We start from the raw sequence: 17009 nt of genomic DNA on the forward strand, positions 1-17009 counted from the left end.
ATATTTCCTTTTATAATTTCTCTAAGATAGATACGATTCTTTTATTAAGTGGAGTTTTCGAATATGAGTTATCAATTATATAATCTTTTAGCTGAGAAAACCCTTCCATAGAAAATATAGGAATTGACGAATTATTTTGAAAAGTTATCAAGTTATTTTGATAATATTGATTGCATTTCAAACTCAGTAAGTATTCTTTCTGTTCTCTCGAGCAAAAAAGGTAATAGGGGATACTTTCATTCAATAATTGAGTTTCAACAGCCGATACATCACATAATCCAAAAACTGCACTAAAACCTTGCAATGTGTCAACTAGATGCACGCCTTTTCTCTTGATTTTCCAAGCTTGAAATAAGGAGAAATTTAAGTGCGGTTTAAATAAAATCAATTTTTTAGATTCTTTAAGTAAATTTTCAATAAGACGTAGTAGAAATTCTTTATACTCTACTAATCTATAACCCGTATTAGGGTGAGGTCGAATTACAATATAATCTGTTTGGTGATATTGACTTAGCTGTAAAATCGTTTGTGTAACAAGTTGCGTATAAGACAAACTTGAATAATTTTCTTGCGGAATTCCTCCTTCCCAAGTTGGCGCATAAAAAATTACAGGTGTAGTATTATTTGACAGACCGGATAGTCCTGTTTTACCTACGAATGTATCACCTCCTGTAATTAATCTTTCTGAATCTGAGGGAGAAAATATTTTATGTTTAAAAAAGCGATCAATTCCAGCATTACCAGCTGTCATTATATAATCATAGATCCGAATAATCGGTTTTACTGAAGATATTTTGTTACTTTCTCCGTGAGTGATAAATATATGAGTTAAATTTCGATTTGCAACTGCACGGCAATTAGATTGTGCATTAAAGGGATAAAAAACAATACCTTCTTGTAAAGCATCAAGATCAGCCGCTTTTACAAAACGATATGTGATATTCATTTTTTGAAAAAGATGAGAAATAACTTTTGCTGATTTATGCTTATACTTTTTAATAAGAAGAGTGGTATTTCCCCTAGGGAAAATACCATTCTCAAAAAAAGTAATAATCTGTTTTGCTGTACCAACAATTTTACTATCTAAGTAGATAAAATAGGGTTTATTTTTCATTATTTTCGAATTCTTTTAGTAGATCTGAAATATACATCTCATCATTTAAAATGACATCAATAATATTACCTGTTTCTTTACTTTCTAATACCATTAATGAAGCAAATGCAACAGTTTTAGGATTTAGTAAAGTTCCTTCTGGCTCAATACCAAAAGCTTTTGTTCTCATCGGAGTTTTAGTTCGTTCTGGATTAATACAGTTAATTTTAATGTTATCTGGCATCCACTCTTCCGATAGGGCCTGAGTTAAATTTACTATTGCCGCTTTTGTAGAAGAATAAATGGCATAAAATGCCCTTCCTCGTGTATAAGAACTAGATGTGAAACTCAACAATGAACCGTGTGATTCTTTTAAATAAGGATAAGATGCCACAGCAACATTAACCATTCCAGTATAATTTACATTAATGCTATTAGAAATTTCTTCATAATCCATTAATGATAAGGATTTATGATTTAAAATTGCAGCAGTATTTACAACATAGTCAATACATTTCTCTTTTTGATAAATATCAGAGAATGCTTGTTTTAAAGCATCTATATCCGTTATATTGACTCCATTTGAACGGCTCAAACTATAAGTTTTTATACCAATTTTTTTTGCAATTTGGATAATGTCTGCACCAATACCATAACTTCCACCAACGACAACTAACACATTATTTTTCATATTATATAGTCTTTCTAAGGAAGTTATATTTCTTAGCGAAAAATGGCTTCGACTCTGAAATAATTTATCAGCAATAAAAAGATCAACAGGGCGAGTTAATTTTATATTTGTTTCTGAACCATCAACAATTGCAATTTTTTCACTAGGTATTGTTTTCAATACTATATCGCAATCACAAGTCCCTTGAATATCTGATTGTAGGTAAATGTTGTAAGCTTTCTTTATAACCCCCAATCGGAAAGCTTGAGGTGTCTGTCCTTGATAATATTCACTTCGCTTTGGAATGTCTAAAATTTCTTTAGTATCTGGATTGACGTGGACGATAGTGTCTGTTGCCGGAATAGCAACATCTACAGCAACATAGCTGTCTAGCTTCTCTATACACTTACTGATAATTTCAGCCGATAACAATGGACGAACAGAGTCATGGATTATTAACTTACAGCTGTCATCTTCTTCTTGTAATGCTTGAATAGCCGATAAAGTAGAATCCGTTCGCTCTTTTCCACCGAATATAATTCTATTAACTTTTGAAAATCCAACTTTTGTAACTAATTCCTCAATCCTTCTATAATGATTACGTTCAGCAACAATCACTATTTCATCAATTTCAGAATGTTGTTGAAATATATTAATTGTATGTTCTAATGCTGTTTTGCCAGCTATTTTAGAAAATTGCTTAGGGTACCCTAAACCCATACGAGAACCAACTCCTCCGGCAAGAATAATGCCAAAAACTTTAGCTTTCATATTTAAACGCCCCATAGATTCTGCCCTATAAAATTTTAATAATTTAATCTATACATTGTAAATGTGATACTATAAAAACTCAAGCGTATTATAGACCAACACTGAAGTGTAAGTTATACTATAGAGAATATGAGAATGTTGATTTCATCTAACAACTTTAAGGTTAAATTTATGCGTAATTTATCTATTTTTATAACTTGCTGCTTACTTACATCCTGTGCCAATTTACCCACATCAGGGCCAAATAAAGGTAGCATTGAAAAAATAGAGCAACAAAATACTAATATTCCTGCTGTTCAGTTAATTAAGTTAGATGATAAAGTAGTTGGAACTAGCCCTTTTCAGAAACAATCATTCCAAGAGCTATCTCCCTCTAAGCAACGTTATCAAGGTGTTGTAAATTCGGGTGATTTATTAGACATCACTCTTTGGGAAGCACCTCCTGCAATTCTATTTGGTAGTGTTCTAAATGAAAGTGGTATATCATCAAGCCAAAGTACTCGCCTTCCGGAACAAATGGTCAGTAATAATGGCAGAGTCACTATACCTTTTGTCGGTTCACTGCGTGTTGCTGGAAAAACGCCTGAACAAATTCAATCGGAAATTATCAAACGATTGCAACCAATAGCCAATGAGCCACAAGCAATTGTTCGGATTATAAAAAATAATTCAGCCAATGTTACGATTCTGACCCAAGCAACCGCAATGCGTATGCCACTAACTACTTATGGAGAACGTGTATTAGATGCGATTGCGAGTGCCGGAGGAGCCAGCGGATCACCAAAAGATATCTCTGTTCAGCTTACTCGAAATAATCAGGTTAAAACAATTTCATTAGCAAAATTAACCAGAGAACCGCAAGAAAATATTCTCCTTCGTGCTGGTGATATATTAAGTTTACAGAATAATCCTCTTTCATTCACAGCAATGGGAGCCGTAGGACATAGCAGTGAAATACGTTTTTCTAGTGAAGGATTGAATTTAGCTGAAGCAATTGGTCGAATGAGTGGATTACGAGATGAGCGAGCCGATCCGAGAGGTATATTTGTATTTCGTTATGTGCCCTTTGAGAAGCTACCGCCCAATACGCAAAATGAATGGTTAATGAAAGGCTATCACCAAGGAATGAATATTCCAACCGTTTATCAAGTAAATTTACTTGAACCAAAATCAATGTTTTGGATTCAAAATTTTGCGATTGAAGATAAAGATATCGTCTATGTATCGAATGCGCCATTAGCTGAATACCAAAAATTTATTCGTATAATTTTTGGCACGACAACACCAGCATTATCAACAATCAATCGTATTAATAATCTGTAGGTGCATGATATGGAACAGCATATTGAAAAACCGATCGCTCAAAAGAAAAAAAGACTCGCTTTGCATAAAATAAACCCGTTATTCTGGATAACGGTCATTATCCCTACTTTTTGTTCGCTCTTTTATTTTTCAATTTGGGCTTCAGATGTTTATATTTCAGAGTCCAGTTTTATTGTGCGATCTTCTCGTAGTCAAGCGAGTTTAGGTGGAATGGGGGCATTATTACAAAGCATTGGATTTGCCCGTTCTCAAGATGACACCTTTACGGTACAAGAATTTATGCGCTCTCGTAATGCATTAACTTCCTTAGAAACAGATCTACCAATAAAAGAATTCTATAAAGAAGGCGATTTTTTCAGTCGTTTTGCTCCCTTAGGATTATTCGATTCGCAAGAAGCATTCTATCAATATTTTCGCGATCACTTGTCAATCAGTATTGATTCATTATCTGGCATTGCAACCTTAAGTGTGCGCACCTTTGATGCAACATCAGCGCAAGAAATTAATAATGCCTTGCTCAATCTAGCTGAGAAATTAGTGAATCAGCTTAATGATCGTGCGCGTGGGGATACCATAAAATTTGCCCAGCAATCGGTTAATGAAGCAGAAAATCACTTAACTGAAACCTCCGTTGCATTAAGTCAATATCGTGTTAAAAATGAAATTTTTGATGTAGCAAGTCAATCAGAATCCGTATTAACATTAGTACAGAAATTACAAAATGAATTAATTTCGATTCAAACTCAGCTTGATCAAGTAAGAGCTTTATCACCGAATAATCCCCAGGTCAAAGTGTTAAAAGCAAGACAAAAAAGCATACGAGAAGAACTGTCTCAACAATTAAATGTAGTCTTTGAAGGCAAAAAATCGTTGACTACGCAGTCGGCTGAATATCAGCGATTAATCTTAGATAACACATTAGCTAAACAGCAATTAACGGCCGCAATGTCTGCATTACAAAGTGCAAAAGAAGAAGCTGGCAGACAGCAATTATACCTAGAAATTATTGCTAAACCTAATCGTCCCGATTTAGCCTTAGAACCTCATCGTTTATACAATATTTTGGCAACATTGATTCTTGGCTTAGTGATTTATGGCGTATTAACACTATTACTAGCTGGTGTAAGAGAGCACAAAAACTAATGCGGTATGGCGAACAAACTTCATTACGAGAATCATTTGAGATCCAGTGGCGCGTGCTAAAAGCATTATTGCTACGCGAAATCATTACTCGTTATGGACGTAAAAATTTAGGGTTCTTATGGTTATTTGTCGAACCCTTTATGATGACCCTTGTTATTGTATTAATGTGGCACTTCTTTAGGGCAGATAGATTTTCTACGTTAAATATTGTTGCTTTTGCAATCACAGGCTACCCATTATTGATGATGTGGCGTAATGCATCTAGTAGAGCAATTGGTGCAATTGATGCGAATATGGCATTATTATATCACCGTAATGTTCGCCCCTTGGATACCCTTTTTTCCAGAATGACGTTGGAAATTATGGGCGCGACTGTTGCTCAGATTTTGATGCTTGCCTTTCTTGTGATGATCGGTTGGGTTGAAATGCCAAGCGATGTATTATATATGCTTTTTGCTTGGTTCTTAATGGCTCTGTTTGCCATTGGTCTAGGTTTAATCATTTGCTCACTCGCTTATTATTTAGAATTTTTTGGTAAAATTTGGGGTACATTAACATTTCTAATGTTTCCTATCTCAGGTGCCTTCTTTTTTGCAAATAGCTTGCCTACCAATGCGCAATCTATATTACTATGGTTTCCTATGATCCACGGTACAGAAATGTTTAGACATGGTTATTTTGGTTCCAGTGTTATAACAATGGAGTCACCAAGCTATCTTCTTACCTGTGACTTAATTATGTTACTGGTAGGATTACTGATGGTTCGTAGTTTTAGCGATAGGATCAATACAAGATGATTAGTGTAGAAAATGTATGTAAGGAATACTATAACAGAACAGGCCCAGTTAAAATATTAAATAATATTAATTTTAAACTTGAGAAAGGCGAGAAAATTGGTATTCTGGGTCGAAATGGCGCAGGGAAATCTACCTTAATCCGCTTAATAAGTGGGGTTGAAGCCCCAACTTCAGGGTGTATACGCAGAGAAATGAGCATTTCTTGGCCACTCGCTTTTAGTGGTGCGTTCCAAGGGAGTTTAACGGGAATGGATAATTTGCGTTTTATTTGCCGTATCTATAATGCCGATATTGATTATGTAACCACTTTCACGGAGACTTTTTCTGAATTAGGTGATTATCTATATGAACCAGTAAAAAATTATTCTTCGGGAATGAAAGCTAGACTCGCGTTCGCTTTGTCTTTATCCGTTGAGTTTGACTGCTATCTTATTGATGAGGTTATTGCTGTTGGTGACTCTCGTTTTAGTGATAAATGTCGCTATGAGCTGTTTGAGAAACGCAAAGATCGTTCTATTATTCTGGTTTCACATAGTCCTTCTGCCATTCGTCAATATTGTGATAATGCAAAGGTATTAGAAAAAGGCCGGCTACTTGATTTTGAATCAATTGATGAAGCATATAACTATTACAATCAATAAAATCTTTAAACATTAACCATACCCGCACTCGAAAGTGCGGGTAAAATTTTCTGTATTTCTATTTACCCTGCCTTTCTAAATAAATCCACTCTGCTACTTGTTTAGCAAAATAAGTCAAGATGCCGTCTGCTCCCGCGCGTTTAAAACAAAGTAGGCTTTCCATGATACATTCTTTTTCTTTCAACCAACCATTTTGAATGGCCGCCATATGCATTGCGTATTCCCCCGACACTTGATAAGCAAAAATTGGCACCCCAAAGTGTTGCTTAACGCGGTACACCATATCTAAATAAGGCATTCCTGGTTTTACCATCACCATATCCGCCCCCTCTTGAATATCTAACGCTACTTCTTGCAAGCCTTCATCACTGTTGGCTGGATCGAGCTGGTAGGTTTTCTTATCGCCCCCTTTGAGATTAGTTGATGAGCCTACCGCATCACGGAATGGCCCATAATAATTTGAGGCATATTTCGCGGAATACGCCATAATTTGCGTGTTGATAAAGCCTTTATCTTCAAGTGCGGCGCGAATTTTGCCAATTCTTCCATCCATCATATCACTTGGCGCAACTATATCCGCCCCCGCTTCAGCATGGGAAAGTGCTTGCTTCACTAGCACTTCAGTGGTGACGTCATTTAACACATAACCATCATCATCAATAATACCGTCTTGTCCGTGTACCGTGTAAGGATCGAGCGCCACGTCTGTGAGCACACCCAATTCTGGATACGCCACTTTGAGCGCTTTGACCGCACGTTGTACTAAGCCATTAGGATTATAAGCTTCCTCCGCCATAAGGGACTTTTTGCCTTGTTCAATAACAGGAAACAACGCAATAACTGGCACGCCATACTTCACTAATAATCCCGCTTCGATTAGCAATTGATCTAAAGTTAAGCGTTCCACTTTAGGCATTGAAGGCACAGATTCGCGGTAATTTTCGCCTTCAATAATAAACACAGGATAAATTAAGTCATCTGCAGTGAGCTTATTTTCTGCCATTAAACGTCGGCTGAAATCGTGCTTGCGCATACGGCGTAAACGGCGTGCAGGAAAACCCGTGAAAATTTGTTGAGTCATCATTATTCTCCAAAATCTTTTCATTATAAGTATAACGGGCGAACACATTGGTTCGCCCTAAAAATGGTTGGAAAGAAATTATTCGTTGTTTTGTTGTTCTTCGCTATCACTGTCCGTGTCATCTTTATCTTGTTTCGGGCGATAAAAACGTGCAAATAACAATCCTACTTCAAATAATAAACATATAGGAATCGCAAGCAAGGTTTGAGAAAAAATATCTGGTGGCGTGAGCAACATGCCGACTACAAAAGCCGCAACGATGATATAAGGGCGTTTTTTCTTTAAATCATCAACCGTAGTAACACCGGACCAGCATAGTAAAATAATCGCTACAGGCACTTCGAAACAGACACCAAAGGCTAAAAATAAGGTGAGAACAAAGTCTAAATAGCTACTAATATCAGTCGCTATGGCAACCCCTTCAGGAGCGGTTTTAGTAAGGAAACCAAATACAAGAGGAAACACCACATAATAAGCAAATGCAACACCTAAATAAAACAGCATAGTACTGGAAAATAATAGTGGGTAAATTAACCGTTTTTCATGCTGGTACAATGCAGGTGCAATAAATGCCCACACTTGGTAAAGTAAGAATGGCACAGAAATAAATACTGCAACGACACCGGTTAATTTCAACGGTGTAAAGAAAGGGGTTGCAATATTGGTTGCAATCATACTCGCCCCCGATGGCATTACACTTAATAATGGGGAGGCAACAAAATTATAAATATCATTAGCAAAATAAACCAATCCTAAAAAGATGACCGCCACAACTAACACGCAACGCAACAGACGATCACGCAATTCAAGTAAATGGCTAATTAAAGGTTGGGTTTCTTCAACAGTCATAAAATCCCTTTATACTTTTTCTGAGTGAGATTCTGTTGGGGAGACAACATCAGCAAGGTTATCATCTTCAGGATAATAGGCACTGGTTAGCGCCAGTTGCGATTCATCTTGCTCTGCAAGTTCTGCAATATCGGCTGGCGAAAGTGTATTTTCTTCTCCAGATGTATCGCCCTGAGCAATGCCTTGCTGCACTATTTCTTCAGAATTTTGCACCGCACTTTTTAATTCTTGCACTTGCTGCTCAAAGGATGTTTGCGAATTTGCAGCTTTTTCTTCTAAATTGGCTTTAATTTTTTCCGCAGAAGCCTTTAACTCTTCCACTGTTTGGCTCAATTCAGGAGAAAGCTGCTGTAAGTTAAGGTGTTCCGCTTTTTTGATACTTTCCTGCAATTCCTGCAATTTTAATTCTTGACTCAGCTCATTTTGAACATTTGCAGCTAAGCCACGAAGTGTACGAATCCATCCCATCACGGTACGAATCGCCACAGGTAAACGTTTAGGGCCTAGCACAACTAAGCCCACAATGGAAATCAACAGTAATTCAGAAAAACCAATATCAAACACGGATTATGCCTGTTCTTTGTCTTTTACAGTTTCAGCCGTCGCTTGTTGTGCGTCACCACTAATTTTTTTCGGCTCCGCTTGTACTTCCTCATCTTTCATTGCATTTTTAAACCCTTTCACTGCAGTGCCTAAATCAGAACCTACATTACGCAATTTTTTTGTGCCAAAAAAAACTAATACAATCAAAAGAACAATGAGTAACTGCCAAATGCTTACGCCACCTAAACCCATTTTAAACTCCTGTAATTAACTTAAACCAAAGTGTGTCAAAATATAACTTTTTTATTCATATTCGACAATAGCCAATTTATATTATTTCACATTTTATTGATTTATTATCAACTTTAGCAATCCTCTTTATGGCATTATTAACGCAACTAGCCAAATCAATGCACCCATTGCTAATAGACCAACACTTCCCCATAGAGGCAAAGCAGAAAACTGCCATAAACTCCCCAAGAAAAGGATCGCTCCCATTATCACAGCAAGGGCTTTTTTCTGCCAACGTTGCTGTTTTGCCAGCTTTTTATTGATCTCGTGCAATTGCTGGCGAATTTGCGTTTGCTGTTTCAATGCCTCCATTAACGTAGCAGGGAATTGTGGCAAATGCTCAGTAATATAAGGCAGGCTGCCCTTTAAATTTTTTGCTAAGGCTTTCACGCCCATTTGTTCGTCCAACCAATTTTGTAAGAACGGTTTGGCGGTGTCCCATAAATCTAGCTGAGGGTAAAGCTGACGCCCTAAGCCTTCAATGTAAAGCAAGGTTTTTTGTAATAGCACTAATTGCGGTTGCACCTGCATATTAAACTCACGTGCCACGTTGAATAAATTGAGTAGTACTTGTCCAAAAGAAATTTCCGATAAGGGTTTAGCAAAAATCGGCTCACACACTTCTCGGAAGGCCTGTTCAAATTCATCAATATTGGTGTCTTGTGGTGTCCAACCTGCATCAACGTGCATTTGCGCCACTCGGCGATAATCACGGTTAAAAAAGGCGACAAAACTTTCCGCTAAATAGCGTTTATCGTTATCGTTCAAACGCCCAACAATCCCACAATCAATGCCAATATATTGTGGATTTTCCGGGTGCTGTGGATTAACAAAAATATTCCCTGGGTGCATATCAGCGTGGAAAAAGCTATCTCGGAACACTTGGGTAAAAAACACTTGTACGCCACGTTCTGCCAGCAATTTCATATCCGTGCCGTTGGCTTTTAGGGTTTCTACATCAGAAACAGGAATACCGTAAATACGCTCCATTGTGATCACATTGCGGTAGCAAAATTCTTGATACATTTCGGGAATATACAACATTGGGCTATCAACAAAGTTAGCTTTGAGCTTAATGGCATTGGCCATTTCGGTGCGTAAATCTAGTTCATCTCGCAAGGTTTTTTCATATTCTCGAATCACTTCGACTGCACGCAGGCGATGGCCTTCGCTTGATAGTCGAGGAATCCAGCTAGCGAGTTTATACATCCAGCTTAAATCGGCTTCAATTTGTGGCTGAATATTAGGACGTAGCACTTTCAGCACCAATTCTTTCCCCGCAAGGGGCTGTTCGGCGTTAAATTTTGCCGTATGCACTTGTGCGATAGAAGCGGAAGCAAGGGCAGTTTCATCAAAATCATCAAACCACGTTTCTAATTTGCCCCCAAAGGCTTGTTCAATTTGTTCACGCGCCAGTTTGCCGTCAAAAGGTTCAACTTGATCTTGCAATAATGCCAATTCATCCGCAATATCAGGGGGGAATAAATCTCGTCTGGTGGAAAGCATTTGCCCGAGTTTGATCCAAACCGGCCCAAGCTCTTGTAACACAAGGCGTAAACGCAAACCAAACGCCAGATCTTTATGCTGATTGCGTAACCAAAATAAGGTTTTGCGCCAACAGCGCAAAGGTCGCGTGTAGGCGTTGTGGGGCAAGGCTTCATCAATGCCGTAAATTAAAAAAGTGCGGATAATTTTGTATAAACGTTTGAAATCGCTAAAAGTCATCAGGTTAAATTCGGTTCTTTTCAAGTTGAGCTAATTTTTGTTCCACAAGTGCGGTGTGTTTTTCCAGCGTTTTTACTTGTTCGCAAAAATCTGCAATGGCAAGGCTTGGCGAGATCACTGCCCATTCTTCTGTTAAACGTTCCCCCCAATATTGCTGGCTTTGTTGCAATTTTGTTTTTGCCATTTGGGCAAAATTGCGTAAAAAATTCACCGCACTTTGTGCCACCACATCCCCCACAAAAGGGGAAAGCAATTCGGCAGGATCTTTTTCTAAAAATTCCAACAAGGCGGTAAAATCTTGCAAGACTTGCAAATCCCCTTGTAGCTGAATAGATTGATCGTTCAAATGGGCTGATAATTGTTGCTTGCTGGGCATTTGTAGCAATAACTGCGCCTTGAGATTCACCGCACAATCCACTTCACCTTCATATTGATTGAGCAGATCAATGCGCTGTGGTGAAAAAACAAAATAAATAGGGAAATCAATTTGTTGTACATTGATTTTCAACACCTTGCCGTTAAGTTTGCGTAAATAAATTTCGCTATGTGCGGTGCGTTTTAACAAATAATTTAGCAAGGATTCCAACGCCCCGTTGAGCCATTGTGGCAGCATTAATTGTTGCAGGAAGTTCATTTTTTGCTCGCTTAAAATTTATAACCACGGTGCAACGCCACGATGCCCGCGCTGAGATTGTAGAAACTCACTTGCTCAAACCCCGCTTGCTCCATCATTGTTTTAAGATCTTCTTGTTTTGGGTGCATTCGGATCGATTCGGCTAAATAACGATAACTATCGCCGTCATTTACTACCACTTCGCCGATTTTCGGCAAAATATTGAAAGAATAAAAATTATAGATTTTGCTTAGCGGATCTAAAATCGGTTTGGAAAATTCCAACACCAACAGCCGTCCACCGGGTTTTAGTACGCGAAACATTGAACGCAATGCTTTATCTTTGTCTGTGACATTACGCAGCCCAAAACTGATAATCACGCAATCAAAAGTGTTATCAGCAAAAGGCAAGGTTTCCGCATTGGCTTGCACATAATTGATATTGCCAATCACGCCAAGGTTACGCAATTTTTCTCGCCCTACATTGAGCATTGAAGAATTAATATCTGCCAAAATCACTTGCCCAGTTTCTCCCACCATACGAGAAAACTTGGCACTGAAATCCCCCGTTCCCCCTGCCAGATCAAGCACTTTCTGCCCTTTGCGCACGCCACTGCAATCAATGGTAAAGCGTTTCCAAACACGGTGAATGCCAAAAGAAAGCAAATCATTCATCAAATCATATTTGCCTGCCACAGAATGGAACACGTTGGCTACAAGCTTTTGTTTTTCTGCTTTCGGCACGGTTTGGAAGCCAAAATGGGTGGTTTCTCGCACATTATCCAAATGCGCTTGTTCAATGTTCGTTTGATCCATATCCATTTGCTCAAAGTGCGGTGTATTTTCTTGCTGTTTTTTTGGGGTAGTCATAGCCCTTGTCCGAGAAAAATGTGAATTATCCTAGAATAACAAAAAATAGCGGAGTTCTCCGCTATTTTGTTACACAATTACTGATTATTTTTTTCATCAACCTTATATAATTTCTGCTTATAGGCATAACTCCCCCATAATGCATAAGCCAACGCTTCCTTTTTCATCGTTTCAGGAATATCTGCCGGAATTAACTCATTTGATTTTGAATCATAATGAAACCCCTGCACCGGTTGATTTTGCTGTAAAATTGCTACTTTATCACCTTTGCGATATGCCATTGTTCGATCAAACTGCATTAACGCTCGGTTAGGGTCCTGCGGTTGGGTGAGATCATAGCCTAACATAGGATAATTACCACTAGCACCAATTAAAGAAAGTAGCGTTGTTGGCATATCAATTTGGCTCACTAAACGGTTATCACGGTGTGGTGCAATACCTTCCCCTAAAATCAGGGCTGGAATATGGAAATGCTTGATTGGCACTAAAGTACTGCCGTTTACTCGCGAATCGTGATCAGCTATCACCAAGAAAATGGTGTCTTGCCAATAATTAGATTTTTTCGCTAATTGGAAAAAATACCCCAAGGCATAATCGGCATATTTCGCGGCATTGTTACGGGTTTGCTTAGGCTGTTCATAAAGTTCAATTTTGCCATCCGGAAACTCAAAAGGATCGTGATTACTTGAAGTAAACACTAGGCTGAAAAATGGTTTTCCGCTTACTTGCCATTGGCTAAATTGCTCATTAGCTTTGGCGAAAAGATCTTCATCGCTCACGCCCCAAGTTGCCACAAAACTTGGATTTTTATAATCTTTCTCATCAATAATGGTTTCAAAGCCATTTCCATAGAAAAAACTTGCCATATTATCGAAATGTTTTTCTCCGCCATAGATGAACGAAGTGTGATAGCCTTGCTGCTTTAAGAAATCAGCAATGGTAAAGAAATTATTTTGCGAACCTGATAATTTTACCACCGAACGAGCAGGCGTTGGTGTAAACCCTGCTGTTACGGCCTCAATACCTCGAACTGATCGAGTACCTGTGGCATATAAATTTTCAAACAGCCAGCCTTCTTTCGCTAATTCATCAAAATAAGGAGAAAGTGGTTTGCCTCCCAAGGTATGAATAAACTGAGCGCCGAGGCTTTCCTCCAAAATAATCACAAGGTTTTTAGGTTTGCCTTGATAGCTCGCCACGTTTTTTGTCATTGTTGGCAAGCTGTCAGAAATATAGTCGCTTTCAGGGCGATCTCTCATTTGTTTCAACGTAGCGACCACTTCGTCTAGTGGCATTTTGCCGTAAATTTCAGAAGAGCGATCTTCATCTTTCATTTGCTGAATGGCAAACATTACGGAATAGCTGGAGTTCAATACCAAAGAATTCACTAAGGGATCGGAAGAAAATGCTACCATTGCAGGGTTAATACCGCGATGCTGAAAACTTGATCTCGCACCAATAAAGGTGAGTGCGCCGACAAGCAAGAACACCAGTGGCCGCCAATACCATTTTGGATAAGACAAATTTTTCCATAAATTAGCTGACAGTCGCCAGAAAGCATAAGCAAAAAGTGCGGTCAAAATTGGAGTTAAAATTAACGCCACAAAATGCCCGTTTGCTAGCATTGTGAAGACTTCTTTAGGGGTTACTAAATATTCTACAAATAAACGGTTTGGGCGGAAGTCATAGGTTTCAATGAAGGCCGGCGTTGCAATCTCCATGAAAATAATAAATACGCTACTTAGCACAAGCCATAAACGGATAAACGTATTAACTACTTTGCCTATCAAAGCATTACTAGAAAAAAAGCAAGTGAGTAAAATGGGTAAGGCAAACAACCAGCATAAGCTTGCTATATCAATTCTAACACCCTGCAAAAATAATGGAAACCAGCCATCAACCGCAGAAATACGTTGTGCTTGCCATAGGCCAAGCAATAATCGGCTGATTGATAACAGGGCTAAATTGAGCAGAAAGAAAACAACCAGTGGATAAAAAATGCCAAGATATTTTTTAAATATATTCATCGTTATTTAAAATAAAAGAATCAATGTCCATTAGAAAGGTGAGAATAAATAAAGTTCAATGTCTTTAAATCTATACTCTACTGATTGGTAAAATAACTGCAAAAACAACGCTTTTTTTAACTTTCACAATTATTAGGATAATTAAGCAGCTACTCCTAAATTACCAATTTTTACGCCTAAAAATCCTAATGCTACAGGATCAAGGTATTCGCCTAAAAATTTGAATAACTCGGTTAAATCAGTAAAAGTGCGGTTAATTTTTACTTGATCTTCCACTTTACGGGTGAATTCATAGGTAATTTTTTTACTATCAATATGGGCATCAAGAGTGATATAAATTTTCTCAAAAAAATGACTTTGTGCCCCCTCCTCACCTGGATCGCTGATTCGTACGTTCCATTCATTGCTAAATAAACGTTCTGTTCTGATTGACATAATGATCTCCTCCATTTGTTATTTTTGTTAAGAAAAACCCGATTATAAAATCTCTGTTGCCAAAAACTTGATAATCGGGCTTTTCAAAATATTTCCCTTGATGCTTTGCCTTACGCTGATAACTGCCTTTGCCTTTTCGTTTCTTCTCAATACGTTGACGAAATAATTTGTCGGATAATAATGCCTGAATGGCGTTATCTCGAATTGTCCCTTTGTTATGCTGATAGGTGGTGCAACCTTGCACGTCAGCAACGGACGCAAAAGATTTTTTCTTTTTCATCATTGCCTCTTAATTAATAAGTAAAAAATAATACCCGCTCAATGATTATGACGGAGCGGGCATTATTATAGCGAATAAATTATAAAATTGCTAAAACACTTTCTGGTGGGCGTCCAATTTGAGCTTTTTCACCATTCACCACGATAGGGCGTTCAAGCAAAGCAGAATGCTGTGCAATAGCTTCTAGCAACTGGATTTCCGTTACTTCAGGCGCATCTAACTGCAAAGTGCGGTATAAATCATCTTTGTTTCTCATCATTTCTCGCACACTGTTAAGCTGTAACTTTTGTGCTAGCTGTTGCAAGAACTCAACGGAATATTGCTTTTCTAAATAAAGCTCTATTTCTGGCTCAATCCCTTGCTGTTGTAACAAAGCCAGCGTTTCGCGACTTTTGGAACAACGGGGGTTGTGATAAATTTTAACTGTCATAAAAAATTCCTTTTATTAGGGGTTATTAGAGGCTGTTGATAATTCATTTTACATTTGAGCTGGTAGCTATTTTTTTGAGAATAAGGCGAACGTGGTAAAGTTTAGCCATTCTAAACAAGCCTCGTTCAACACAATTATCAGCAAAAATAGCCCCAGCCCTTTGGGTTAGGTTTAAAATTAGCACACTCTTTGTTATCGTTCTCATCAAGAAAAGTATTCTTGACTTGGAACACCACTACGATTGTGCTAATTTTAGACGATAACTTAAATATAAAATGAATTATCAATAGCCCTTAATATAAATCCCCCTGATTTTACCTTATAATCGGCAAAAATTCTCATCGAACGGAGGTTTTATGTTAGAAATGTTGAAAAATTGGTACAAGCGTAGGTTTAGTGATCCTCAAGCGATGGCTTTGTTCGCTATTTTATTATCCGCTTTTACTGCCCTTTATTTTTTTAGTGATCTACTTGCCCCACTTTTAGTTGCTCTTGTCCTTGCCTATTTATTAGAAATGCCAATTCGATTGCTAAATAAAAAACTTAAATTTCCACGCTTGCTCGCTATAATTATTGTACTTGGCGGATTTCTTGGCATTATGCTGATTATTGCTCTCGTTCTCATTCCAACATTAGTCAATCAAACGATTAAATTATTTGGTGAATTACCTCATATGTTTAACACACTCAACGATTGGCTACTTTCACTACCGGAACACTATCCAGAAGTTGTTGATTATCAAATGATTGACAGTTTTTTTACTAGTGTAAAAAGTAAAATTTTAGGAGTTGGAGAATCCGCATTAAAGTTCTCTATATCTTCCATCATCAGTTTAGTGAGCTTAGGTATTTATGCTTTTCTTGTTCCGCTAATGCTATTTTTTCTATTAAAGGATAAACAAGAATTACTGATCTATATCAGTAGATATTTACCGCGTAATCGCAAACTGGCCTATAAAGTTTGGCAAGAAATGCAAAAACAAATCGCCAATTATATTCGAGGCAAAATAATTGAGATCATCGTAGTTGGAGTGATTAGTTATGCAATATTCCTGTTTTTCGATCTACGTTATGCCCTATTACTTGCCGTTTCAGTGGGGTTATCCGTACTGGTGCCTTATGTGGGAGCTGTATTAGTCAGTATTCCCGTCGCATTAGTCGCGATGTCACAATTTGGCATTACGCCAACCTTTTGGTCTTTAATCGCCGCTTATGTGGTAAGCCAAATCTTAGACGGAAACTTGCTTGTGCCATTTTTATTTTCTGAAGCCGTAAACCTTAATCCGCTGACTATTATTGTCGCTGTACTGATTTTTGGTGGATTATGGGGATTCTGGGGCGTGTTCTTTGCTATTCCCCTTGCGACCTTAGTTAAAGCCGTGGTGCATTCTTGGCCTTCTGATGAAAGTATCGAGTAAATATAATCGC

At 37.9% G+C, this 17009-nt stretch carries 18 protein-coding genes; 5 read left to right on the forward strand and 13 right to left on the reverse strand.

The genetic code is table 11. From position 1 onward, the window contains the following. Positions 1-10 precede the first annotated feature (10 nt). Positions 11-1114, reverse strand: a complete 1104-nt coding sequence (locus L5B71_RS05165; protein WP_265757309.1) for a CDP-glycerol glycerophosphotransferase — start codon at positions 1112-1114, stop codon at positions 11-13. Next, positions 1104-2549: a bifunctional cytidylyltransferase/SDR family oxidoreductase gene (locus L5B71_RS05170; RefSeq protein ID WP_265757310.1), complete on the reverse strand. Its 1446-nt coding sequence runs from the start codon at positions 2547-2549 to the stop codon at positions 1104-1106. The genes L5B71_RS05165 and L5B71_RS05170 overlap by 11 nt, the downstream gene beginning before the upstream one ends. A 120-nt stretch (positions 2550-2669) precedes the next feature. Here L5B71_RS05170 and L5B71_RS05175 point away from each other — a divergent pair, with 120 nt between their 5' ends. Genes L5B71_RS05175 through L5B71_RS05190 form a run of 4 tightly spaced genes read left to right on the forward strand, consistent with a single transcriptional unit; the run spans position 2670 to position 6438 of the window. Next, a complete protein-coding gene (locus L5B71_RS05175) occupies positions 2670-3857 on the forward strand; it encodes a polysaccharide biosynthesis/export family protein (protein ID WP_442780734.1) in 1188 nt (395 codons plus the stop codon). Positions 3858-3866: 9 nt separating this feature from the next. Further along, complete coding sequence (locus tag L5B71_RS05180; protein WP_265757311.1) at positions 3867-5000, forward strand: capsule biosynthesis protein; 1134 nt, start codon at positions 3867-3869, stop codon at positions 4998-5000. After that, positions 5000-5797, forward strand: coding sequence for an ABC transporter permease (locus L5B71_RS05185; protein WP_265757312.1), 798 nt, complete (start codon positions 5000-5002; stop codon positions 5795-5797). The genes L5B71_RS05180 and L5B71_RS05185 overlap by 1 nt, the downstream gene beginning before the upstream one ends. Next, positions 5794-6438 (forward strand): ABC transporter ATP-binding protein, encoded by a 645-nt coding sequence (locus L5B71_RS05190; protein ID WP_265757313.1) that lies wholly within the window; start codon positions 5794-5796, stop codon positions 6436-6438. The genes L5B71_RS05185 and L5B71_RS05190 overlap by 4 nt, the downstream gene beginning before the upstream one ends. Positions 6439-6496: 58 nt before the next feature. Here L5B71_RS05190 and hemB read toward each other — a convergent pair whose 3' ends face one another. The 11 genes from hemB to arsC all read right to left on the reverse strand — a co-directional run bounded on the left by hemB (position 6497) and on the right by arsC (position 15581). Continuing rightward, positions 6497-7519, reverse strand: a complete 1023-nt coding sequence (gene hemB / locus L5B71_RS05195; RefSeq protein WP_265757784.1) for a porphobilinogen synthase — start codon at positions 7517-7519, stop codon at positions 6497-6499. A 78-nt stretch (positions 7520-7597) separates the two neighbouring features. After that, on the reverse strand, positions 7598-8368 hold the full coding sequence (gene tatC, locus L5B71_RS05200; protein ID WP_265757314.1) for a Sec-independent protein translocase subunit TatC: 771 nt from the start codon (positions 8366-8368) through the stop codon (positions 7598-7600). A 9-nt stretch (positions 8369-8377) separates the two neighbouring features. Then, entirely contained in the window at positions 8378-8932 is a 555-nt protein-coding gene (tatB, locus tag L5B71_RS05205; RefSeq protein ID WP_265757315.1) for a Sec-independent protein translocase protein TatB, read from the reverse strand. 3 nt (positions 8933-8935) lie between these two features. After that, positions 8936-9163: a Sec-independent protein translocase subunit TatA gene (tatA, locus tag L5B71_RS05210; RefSeq protein WP_265757316.1), complete on the reverse strand. Its 228-nt coding sequence runs from the start codon at positions 9161-9163 to the stop codon at positions 8936-8938. A gap of 126 nt (positions 9164-9289) precedes the next feature. Beyond that, positions 9290-10927, reverse strand: a complete 1638-nt coding sequence (ubiB, locus tag L5B71_RS05215; RefSeq protein ID WP_265757317.1) for a ubiquinone biosynthesis regulatory protein kinase UbiB — start codon at positions 10925-10927, stop codon at positions 9290-9292. Between the two features lie 4 nt (positions 10928-10931). Further along, positions 10932-11561, reverse strand: coding sequence for a ubiquinone biosynthesis accessory factor UbiJ (locus L5B71_RS05220; RefSeq protein ID WP_265757318.1), 630 nt, complete (start codon positions 11559-11561; stop codon positions 10932-10934). Between the two features lie 11 nt (positions 11562-11572). Continuing rightward, positions 11573-12355, reverse strand: a complete 783-nt coding sequence (gene ubiE / locus L5B71_RS05225) for a bifunctional demethylmenaquinone methyltransferase/2-methoxy-6-polyprenyl-1,4-benzoquinol methylase UbiE (protein ID WP_265757785.1) — start codon at positions 12353-12355, stop codon at positions 11573-11575. A gap of 131 nt (positions 12356-12486) precedes the next feature. Then, complete coding sequence (locus tag L5B71_RS05230; protein WP_265757319.1) at positions 12487-14436, reverse strand: LTA synthase family protein; 1950 nt, start codon at positions 14434-14436, stop codon at positions 12487-12489. Positions 14437-14577: 141 nt separating this feature from the next. Further along, positions 14578-14871, reverse strand: coding sequence for a DUF5377 domain-containing protein (locus tag L5B71_RS05235; RefSeq protein WP_265757320.1), 294 nt, complete (start codon positions 14869-14871; stop codon positions 14578-14580). Next, complete coding sequence (locus L5B71_RS05240) at positions 14843-15154, reverse strand: alternative ribosome-rescue factor A (RefSeq protein ID WP_265757321.1); 312 nt, start codon at positions 15152-15154, stop codon at positions 14843-14845. The genes L5B71_RS05235 and L5B71_RS05240 overlap by 29 nt, the downstream gene beginning before the upstream one ends. A 76-nt stretch (positions 15155-15230) precedes the next feature. Continuing rightward, positions 15231-15581, reverse strand: a complete 351-nt coding sequence (gene arsC, locus L5B71_RS05245; protein ID WP_265757322.1) for an arsenate reductase (glutaredoxin) — start codon at positions 15579-15581, stop codon at positions 15231-15233. A 356-nt stretch (positions 15582-15937) separates the two neighbouring features. On the opposite strand from arsC, the gene L5B71_RS05250 reads away from it, so the two are divergent. Then, complete coding sequence (locus L5B71_RS05250) at positions 15938-16999, forward strand: AI-2E family transporter (RefSeq protein WP_265757323.1); 1062 nt, start codon at positions 15938-15940, stop codon at positions 16997-16999. Positions 17000-17009: the final 10 nt, after the last annotated feature.

It is taken from the genome of Avibacterium sp. 21-586, assembly GCF_026226775.1.
Taxonomy (GTDB): Bacteria; Pseudomonadota; Gammaproteobacteria; order Enterobacterales; family Pasteurellaceae; genus Avibacterium.

What these genes read in the sequence shown, in the direction of transcription:
- L5B71_RS05165 (WP_265757309.1), bottom strand. Translation starts at nt 1,114, where the DNA reads ATGAAAAATAAACCCTATTTTATCTACTTAGATAGTAAAATTGTTGGT.
- L5B71_RS05170 (WP_265757310.1), bottom strand. Translation starts at nt 2,549, where the DNA reads ATGGGGCGTTTAAATATGAAAGCTAAAGTTTTTGGCATTATTCTTGCC.
- L5B71_RS05175 (WP_442780734.1), top strand. Translation starts at nt 2,670, where the DNA reads ATGTTGATTTCATCTAACAACTTTAAGGTTAAATTTATGCGTAATTTA.
- L5B71_RS05180 (WP_265757311.1), top strand. Translation starts at nt 3,867, where the DNA reads ATGGAACAGCATATTGAAAAACCGATCGCTCAAAAGAAAAAAAGACTC.
- L5B71_RS05185 (WP_265757312.1), top strand. Translation starts at nt 5,000, where the DNA reads ATGCGGTATGGCGAACAAACTTCATTACGAGAATCATTTGAGATCCAG.
- L5B71_RS05190 (WP_265757313.1), top strand. Translation starts at nt 5,794, where the DNA reads ATGATTAGTGTAGAAAATGTATGTAAGGAATACTATAACAGAACAGGC.
- hemB (WP_265757784.1), bottom strand. Translation starts at nt 7,519, where the DNA reads ATGACTCAACAAATTTTCACGGGTTTTCCTGCACGCCGTTTACGCCGT.
- tatC (WP_265757314.1), bottom strand. Translation starts at nt 8,368, where the DNA reads ATGACTGTTGAAGAAACCCAACCTTTAATTAGCCATTTACTTGAATTG.
- tatA (WP_265757316.1), bottom strand. Translation starts at nt 9,163, where the DNA reads ATGGGTTTAGGTGGCGTAAGCATTTGGCAGTTACTCATTGTTCTTTTG.
- ubiB (WP_265757317.1), bottom strand. Translation starts at nt 10,927, where the DNA reads ATGACTTTTAGCGATTTCAAACGTTTATACAAAATTATCCGCACTTTT.
- L5B71_RS05220 (WP_265757318.1), bottom strand. Translation starts at nt 11,561, where the DNA reads ATGAACTTCCTGCAACAATTAATGCTGCCACAATGGCTCAACGGGGCG.
- ubiE (WP_265757785.1), bottom strand. Translation starts at nt 12,355, where the DNA reads ATGGATCAAACGAACATTGAACAAGCGCATTTGGATAATGTGCGAGAA.
- L5B71_RS05230 (WP_265757319.1), bottom strand. Translation starts at nt 14,436, where the DNA reads ATGAATATATTTAAAAAATATCTTGGCATTTTTTATCCACTGGTTGTT.
- L5B71_RS05235 (WP_265757320.1), bottom strand. Translation starts at nt 14,871, where the DNA reads ATGTCAATCAGAACAGAACGTTTATTTAGCAATGAATGGAACGTACGA.
- L5B71_RS05240 (WP_265757321.1), bottom strand. Translation starts at nt 15,154, where the DNA reads ATGATGAAAAAGAAAAAATCTTTTGCGTCCGTTGCTGACGTGCAAGGT.
- arsC (WP_265757322.1), bottom strand. Translation starts at nt 15,581, where the DNA reads ATGACAGTTAAAATTTATCACAACCCCCGTTGTTCCAAAAGTCGCGAA.
- L5B71_RS05250 (WP_265757323.1), top strand. Translation starts at nt 15,938, where the DNA reads ATGTTAGAAATGTTGAAAAATTGGTACAAGCGTAGGTTTAGTGATCCT.